We start from the raw sequence: 6,000 nt of genomic DNA, 5'->3' as shown, positions 1-6,000 counted from the left end.
TTATCCCAAGGAGGCGGTCGAGAAAATACCCGTCTTTTATTTGACGCTTACGTCTGACTTCTGCAGATGAATGACTTGAAAATATAGGCTGAACCAAACGAAAACCGCTTCCGTCACGACTTGAACGAAAGCGGTTTTCTTCGTTTTTTGAGGATATTGAATGGCCGAGGAAAAGGCTCCGGTTCGACTGGGTTTAGCGTCTTGGCTGTTCGCAGCGGGCTATGGCATCCTGTGCACTCAGGCCGCCAAAGAGAATGGAAAGAATTCCGTCTCCGTAGCGTTCAAACATGGCCGCCGGATAGAAGATGGATTCCTTAATCGCTTCGACGGAGGGAAGGCTGTCTTTGGCATAACAATACGTTTTGTAGCGGATTTCGCCGTCATGGAAGTCCATTTCAAAGTTTCCGGCGCGCAGACCGTAATTGGCGCGATGAAGGAATTCGCTGACTTCTCGAACCGTTGTCTCATCGTCCATATCGGCTCCAAGCGGACACAGAGCGTATACGTTGAAGCTTTCTGTGTCGATGTCGAGGTAATACTTGATGTGCTTGATTTTGGAACTGAGGCTGAGACTGAAACGAATCAGTCCAAGTTCTTCATCAAAGTCGTAATTCCACTCATCGTCATCGAGATAGCGCAGTACCGTCTGAGCAATCTCACGGGAATAGGGCTGGTTTGCCATAAACTGGGTTCCTTTCTTTCTGAAACCGCCGTTTCGCCCAGACTTTCCTTCTTCGAGGGCGTCCGACTCCGTCTTAAGCGAATGAAGAAGATGGCGTGAAACAGCCGGTTTCTGTTCTGGGTTCATGAATAGTCAAATTATACAATCCTCTTTCTTTGCGACCTCCAATTTTTTGACAGTGCGCCAATAAGCACAAACAGAACCGGTATTTTGTCCGAATTGCATGCCTTTGTCATGCTTTATGAAGAATAGGCCGAAAAAACAAATGGTACGTGTTCGTTCAAATTTATTCGAATTTCTGTGCTGTATTACTTTGAAGAGCATGACATCCGATCATGAAAAATCCCCCTGTATTCATCCGATTGGCATGGGAACAGGGGGCTGTTTTAATTCTTAATTTCAGGATCCATTCTACTCAGGTCGATCGTTTATATTTCTCGATCAGCTGTAAAATCTTTCCTTCTTCGCGATCCGCTCTTTCAGCATCTGCGCGATGTCCTTGTAATGGAACGGCGCAATTTCGTCCGGAATGTTCACAAACTGACTGGTGATCAGAAGCGCGGTTTCCAGACCGATCGCATCGAGCATGCGGAACGGACCAATGGCAGCACCGGTGCCTTTTGCCCAGGCTTTATCAATGTCTTCGGGACTGCCCGTTTTCGTCACGTATAAATCCATGGCAGACATCAGGAAAGGTACGAGCATGCTGTTGAGAAGGTAGCCGTTTTTCTCTTTCATGACGGCTACCGGATCCATGCCGATTTCTCTGGCAAATTCCATTACCTTTGCGAAGGCTTCCGGATTTGTTCCGGGATGAACCATGACTTCGGCCAGGTTGTTGATCCAGATATGGTTGGCAAAATGCAAGGACAGGAAGTTTTGCGGATACGGTACGTCGTCTGCGAACATCGAGGGCAGCAGCGTACTCGAATTGGTCACGACGATCATCTTTTCCGTAATGTATGGAGAAGCCTTTTCAAAGAAATCCTTTTTCACGCCAGCATCTTCCGAAATGGCTTCAATCAGCAGATCGGCATCCGACAGCGCTTTTTCAAGATCGAGCTCGATTCGAATCGAAGCGACGGCTTTCTCGACATCTTCGGCTGTTACGCCGACCAGTCCCGGGGCCGGGATCCCCTTCTGGAGCGTACCGAGATACTGCTCTTTGTAATACTGAATACGCGGCTGAGTACGCGTAATGCTGGATTCAGAACGCAGACAGATGGTTACGTCCTTTCCTTTCACGGCAGACTGCAGGGCGATTTGCACACCTAGAACACCGCCGCCGGCAACAGTAACGTGTTTCATTGCATAATCACTCTCCTTTTATTCACAGCTTATCAGATTTCGTCAAACCGACATAGTCAGCTGATTCGAACTGCACAGTGCACTTTGCGGCTTCTCCGCCTCTTTCTTTTTCCCGGCGATCCTCTGCATTTTCAAAAAGCCTCCAGCCATTTCGGACGGCCGGTTCAAAACAAATATCGATTGCACAAAATCCATCCGTATAAACAGACAGGAGGTAAAAACATGAACTCAGGCAACAAAAAGAATGCATTTTCGCTTATCGAATGTATGGTTTCTCTTTTGCTCATAGCAATCACTTTATGGATCACGATTCCGAATTTCCAGGGCAAGGAGAAAATCATCAGCGCCAAAGGCTGCGAAGCGCTCATCGAAGTCGTCAATTCTCAGATTATGCTTTATGAAATCGATGAAGATCGTACTCCGACTTCCGTACAGGAACTCATTTCCAAAGGCTATCTCAAAGACGGGCAGGCAAAATGTCCGGACGGAAAAAGCGTGGTGATCGTCAATGGGCAGGCCGCCAGCCGGTAGGATTGAATTTCTGAGGATGGACAGGCGCAGTTTCCGTTTCAAAAGCCTAACACACATTCTGACCAGCCGCAGAGACTGTCAAACAAAGTGTCGAAAGACAGCTTTCAGGAACCCCAGGGGACGAAACGCCTTTTCTCTGAGCGAAACCCTGTTTGTACTGCTGCTCATAGGCCTGTCTGTATCTGTCTTTTCGCTGACCCCTCGTGCGGACAGTTCGGGCCTTTCGAGTCGAATTCTTCTGGAAAAAGTGAATCAGGAGCAGTATCTGGCCTTCTCATTGCGCCAGCCGCGTGCGGTGGACATTCAAAAGGATCGAATGCTTAGCGGGCAGGAATCGTTTGATTTTCCTAAGGGGCTTGCCTGTACGCCTATGAAGCTTTCCTGGAACGAAACAGGTTCGATTTCCAAAGGCGGAACATTGCGGTGTACGGCTGGAACAAGTTCATTTCGCATCGTATTTCAGCTGGGAAGCGGACGCGTACGGATCGAAAGCGGGCCATAAACCTCGTTCGTATGAATAACATTCAGATCCTGCAGCCCATTGGACGATCCGAAAGACAGACTTCACGTTTGTCTTTCCCCTTTTGCCTGGAAAACAAATACAGTAGGAAAAAAGACGCTCTGGCGATCATTCTTTAAAGACCGACAGGAGCGTCTGGATACCGAATCGATTGAGGAGGCGGGCCAGTTTTTCAGAATTCTCGAGTGGATCCGAAGTTTTGGATTGGATCCAGCCGGGAACAAGGTATCCCTGGCCATTGACCATGACCGATCTTTTTTCTTCCCTTAAAAAGAAGGTTCTCCTTGTTCAGCTAGCCCATTCCCTGTCCAGATTTCCCCGTTCACCGGTCTTTCTTTTTCGAAAAGCGTACAGGTCAGACATACGCACCCATAAAGGCCGAAAAAGGCAAAACGGATTTCTTCTGATGGAAGCGCTTCTGGCGCTGCTCATTCTTTCGCTCTCCGTCTTTCTGCTCAGTACGAGTATTCAGGCGTATACACACGCTCTGTCCAAGGGCGTTTCTGAATCTCTGGAAAGTACATCCTCATGAAAAGACGGGATTGGGGCTATCGAGAACAAAAAGGGTGCTTTTTGGAAAGGCCTTTGCCTGCTTTCGTGAAGAAACGGTTCGAACGAATGGCGTCTTCGTCTTCTTCAAAGCACAGAAAAAACGCGTTTACACTGAGCGAAGCCCTTTTAGCCTTTCTGGTCGGTATGATCTGTGTTTCCCTGCTTTCAGTACAGACGCGTGTTCTTTCTTCAAGTCTGCGCATCCGTGACGATTCTCAGGAACAGTTTGCGATTCTTCAGCTTCGCGAGCTCTGTTCTTTATCCTGGAAGGCGAGCGTATCGAATGGACAGCTGCATCTTCAATGGGCCGACAAAGCCGAAACGGTTGCTCTGGATCAGAGACGTCTCGTCAAAAAGCCGGGCTATGAAATCTTCATGGAAAATATCGATTCGGCGGTATTCACAGAACATCAGGGAAAAATTGAACTCGAGGTGATGTATGAAAACCATAAGAAGACCTGGCAGATTCAGTAAGTCCTCCCATTTTCGTCTGCGAAAACCCTCACACCATTTTCCGGGCGGGCAGAAGCGCTTCTTTGCAAATCCGTCTTTATTTCGTACCGTCGAGTTCAAAAAGAAAAATGGATTTGCGCTGGAACCTGCCCTCGTTCTCTTCAGTCTGGTCTTAATGGTTTCTGTATGGGTTTGTGCTTCCCTGCAGGCGCGCAGCGCTCTGCTTGCGGCATCCGGACGATCGGACATCGATCTGGCAATTGTCGAGCGTGCAAAACAGTTTGCGGGAGAATGCGCCTGGTCCAGACGATGCCAGACGGCTGCTCCGCAAAAGATATTTCACGAGACAATCCAGGCGCATGACGTTCTGTTCAAAGATGAATCCTCAAGAATTCTGGCGCAGTATACGGATCATGGCCATAAGTATAAAATCGAGCTTTATTACGATGAGACCGGTATTATAAAAGCCGAGTACAGTCACTGAAATTCAAAGCGTCCTCTGGCAATAAACATAGCTGCCAAAAGCGAGCGAATCGATGAGACTGGTCATACCTAAAGCAAAATGAACGGATCAGGAGGTCGTTTACTATGGATTTACAGGGATTTGGAGCTACGAAAGAATATGTGCGGCTGACAAACCGCCATTTTGAACAGGTTCATCGGTTTTATATTGCGCTGGATCTGGAAACGACCGGTCTTTCCCCCGATTCCGATCGGATCGTCGAAATCGGTGCAGTAGCTTTTCGAAATGGGCAGCCGGCGGAACGCTTCAATACCTTCGTAAATCCAGGCAGACCGATTCCAATCGGCGCGTCGATGGTCAATCACATTACCGATGACATGGTCGCGGATGCGCCGGATGAAAGAGAAGCTCTGCTTGAACTCTTCGCGTTTCTGAATCGCTTTTCCGGTTACGATCTTCTGTTTGTCGGACACAATGCGGCGTTTGACTTTTCGTTTTTATGCGCCGCCTGCAATCGACAGGGCTTTTCGGTAAACTTCCGCTATCTCGATACGCTGCGCATTGCCCGCAGTACTCTTCGCACCGTGCCTAACTACAAGCAGGATACGCTTGCCACTCATTATGGACTCATCAATCCAATGGCCCACCGCGCGGAATCGGATGCGCTGACCTGCGGTCGAATTCTTCTCGCGCTGCTGGCGGAAATTGAATCCTGATCAAGCCGGCAAAGCCGATCCAATTCTTTATTTTGAGACAATAAAAGCCATGGCTTTCCAGATCATTACAATTCTGGAATGCCATGGCTTCTGTTTTACTTCCCCCCTGCTCAGGGAAGCTCCTGGAAATGATCTTAGAGCGTGTAGGCAACAGCCTTTTTCAGTTCTTCGGCTTTGTGCTTGTCGGTCAGTTTTTCAATCAGCGCAAACGCGAATTCAAAAGCGCCGCCTACTGAAATGCCGGAAACGATATTTCCGTCCACGACCGCATGCTTCTTTTCAAACGTACCGCCAAAAGAGTCTTCATTCATCGAAGGTACACAGACGTACTTTTTGTTTTTGTATACGCCAAGTTCTCCCGCAAGGGCGCTGCCGGCACAGATTGCGCCGAGTACCTTTTGCGGATTCATCGCAAAGGCGCGAATTTCGTCTTCAATGAGCGGAATATTCTTGAATACCGCATACGCGTCTCCGCCGGGGACGATCAGCGCATCGGTCGTTTCAAAATCATAGCCGCGCAGTTCCGTCGGCGTTTCAATGATCAGGCCGTTATTGCCTCTGGCCAGTTTCTTATTTTCAACGTTTACAAGAACCGTAACGATTCCGGCTCTCTTGAGGAGGTCAAAGGGAACGAGTGCCTCAATTTCTTCAAACCCGTCCGCAATCAGGATCGCTGCTTTTTTCAATGTTTATCACCTCGCTTCCAGTTTAAGAAGGCAAAAATCGAGCGAAAAGCCAGATGCCTGAAGGTTTTCTTTTGTGGGATGAATCCATA

The 6,000-nt window shown here is 48.4% G+C and carries 9 protein-coding genes; 6 read left to right on the top strand and 3 right to left on the bottom strand.

What is annotated here, in order from left to right; genetic code table 11:
• Positions 1 to 193: 193 nt before the first annotated feature.
• Positions 194 to 682: a hypothetical protein gene (locus Q2J39_RS02310; RefSeq protein WP_288339003.1), complete on the bottom strand. Its 489-nt coding sequence runs from the start codon at positions 680 to 682 to the stop codon at positions 194 to 196.
• Between the two features lie 441 nt (positions 683 to 1,123).
• Complete coding sequence (locus Q2J39_RS02305) at positions 1,124 to 1,990, bottom strand: 3-hydroxyacyl-CoA dehydrogenase NAD-binding domain-containing protein (protein WP_288339004.1); 867 nt, start codon at positions 1,988 to 1,990, stop codon at positions 1,124 to 1,126.
• Between the two features lie 222 nt (positions 1,991 to 2,212).
• Here Q2J39_RS02305 and comGC point away from each other — a divergent pair, with 222 nt between their 5' ends.
• From comGC to Q2J39_RS02275, 6 genes are all read left to right on the top strand, one after another.
• The gene (comGC, locus tag Q2J39_RS02300; protein WP_288339005.1) at positions 2,213 to 2,521 is read left to right on the top strand and encodes a competence type IV pilus major pilin ComGC; all 309 of its coding nucleotides are present in this window, start codon (positions 2,213 to 2,215) and stop codon (positions 2,519 to 2,521) included.
• Positions 2,522 to 2,768: 247 nt separating this feature from the next.
• The gene (locus Q2J39_RS02295) at positions 2,769 to 3,023 is read left to right on the top strand and encodes a hypothetical protein (protein ID WP_289068831.1); all 255 of its coding nucleotides are present in this window, start codon (positions 2,769 to 2,771) and stop codon (positions 3,021 to 3,023) included.
• Positions 3,024 to 3,447: 424 nt separating this feature from the next.
• Positions 3,448 to 3,573 carry a hypothetical protein gene (locus tag Q2J39_RS02290; RefSeq protein WP_288339006.1) on the top strand — a complete coding sequence of 42 codons (126 nt, stop codon included), beginning with the start codon at positions 3,448 to 3,450 and terminating at the stop codon, positions 3,571 to 3,573.
• A 65-nt stretch (positions 3,574 to 3,638) separates the two neighbouring features.
• Positions 3,639 to 4,067 (top strand): hypothetical protein, encoded by a 429-nt coding sequence (locus Q2J39_RS02285; protein ID WP_230267924.1) that lies wholly within the window; start codon positions 3,639 to 3,641, stop codon positions 4,065 to 4,067.
• Positions 4,068 to 4,221: 154 nt separating this feature from the next.
• Positions 4,222 to 4,530: a hypothetical protein gene (locus Q2J39_RS02280; RefSeq protein ID WP_230267923.1), complete on the top strand. Its 309-nt coding sequence runs from the start codon at positions 4,222 to 4,224 to the stop codon at positions 4,528 to 4,530.
• A 104-nt stretch (positions 4,531 to 4,634) separates the two neighbouring features.
• Positions 4,635 to 5,225, top strand: a complete 591-nt coding sequence (locus Q2J39_RS02275; RefSeq protein ID WP_230267922.1) for a PolC-type DNA polymerase III — start codon at positions 4,635 to 4,637, stop codon at positions 5,223 to 5,225.
• A 134-nt stretch (positions 5,226 to 5,359) separates the two neighbouring features.
• On the opposite strand, the gene Q2J39_RS02270 is transcribed toward Q2J39_RS02275, so the two are convergent.
• Positions 5,360 to 5,911, bottom strand: a complete 552-nt coding sequence (locus Q2J39_RS02270) for a DJ-1/PfpI family protein (protein ID WP_230267921.1) — start codon at positions 5,909 to 5,911, stop codon at positions 5,360 to 5,362.
• Between the last annotated feature and the right edge of the window lie 89 nt (positions 5,912 to 6,000).

This window comes from uncultured Allobaculum sp., from assembly GCF_948576815.1.
Lineage (GTDB): Bacteria > Bacillota_I > Bacilli_A > Erysipelotrichales > Erysipelotrichaceae > Allobaculum > Allobaculum fili.
This window is presented reverse-complemented; position numbering and strand designations above follow the sequence as displayed.

What these genes read in the sequence shown, in the direction of transcription:
- Q2J39_RS02310 (WP_288339003.1), bottom strand. Translation starts at nt 682, where the DNA reads ATGGCAAACCAGCCCTATTCCCGTGAGATTGCTCAGACGGTACTGCGC.
- Q2J39_RS02305 (WP_288339004.1), bottom strand. Translation starts at nt 1,990, where the DNA reads ATGAAACACGTTACTGTTGCCGGCGGCGGTGTTCTAGGTGTGCAAATC.
- comGC (WP_288339005.1), top strand. Translation starts at nt 2,213, where the DNA reads ATGAACTCAGGCAACAAAAAGAATGCATTTTCGCTTATCGAATGTATG.
- Q2J39_RS02290 (WP_288339006.1), top strand. Translation starts at nt 3,448, where the DNA reads ATGGAAGCGCTTCTGGCGCTGCTCATTCTTTCGCTCTCCGTCTTTCTG.
- Q2J39_RS02280 (WP_230267923.1), top strand. Translation starts at nt 4,222, where the DNA reads ATGGTTTCTGTATGGGTTTGTGCTTCCCTGCAGGCGCGCAGCGCTCTG.
- Q2J39_RS02275 (WP_230267922.1), top strand. Translation starts at nt 4,635, where the DNA reads ATGGATTTACAGGGATTTGGAGCTACGAAAGAATATGTGCGGCTGACA.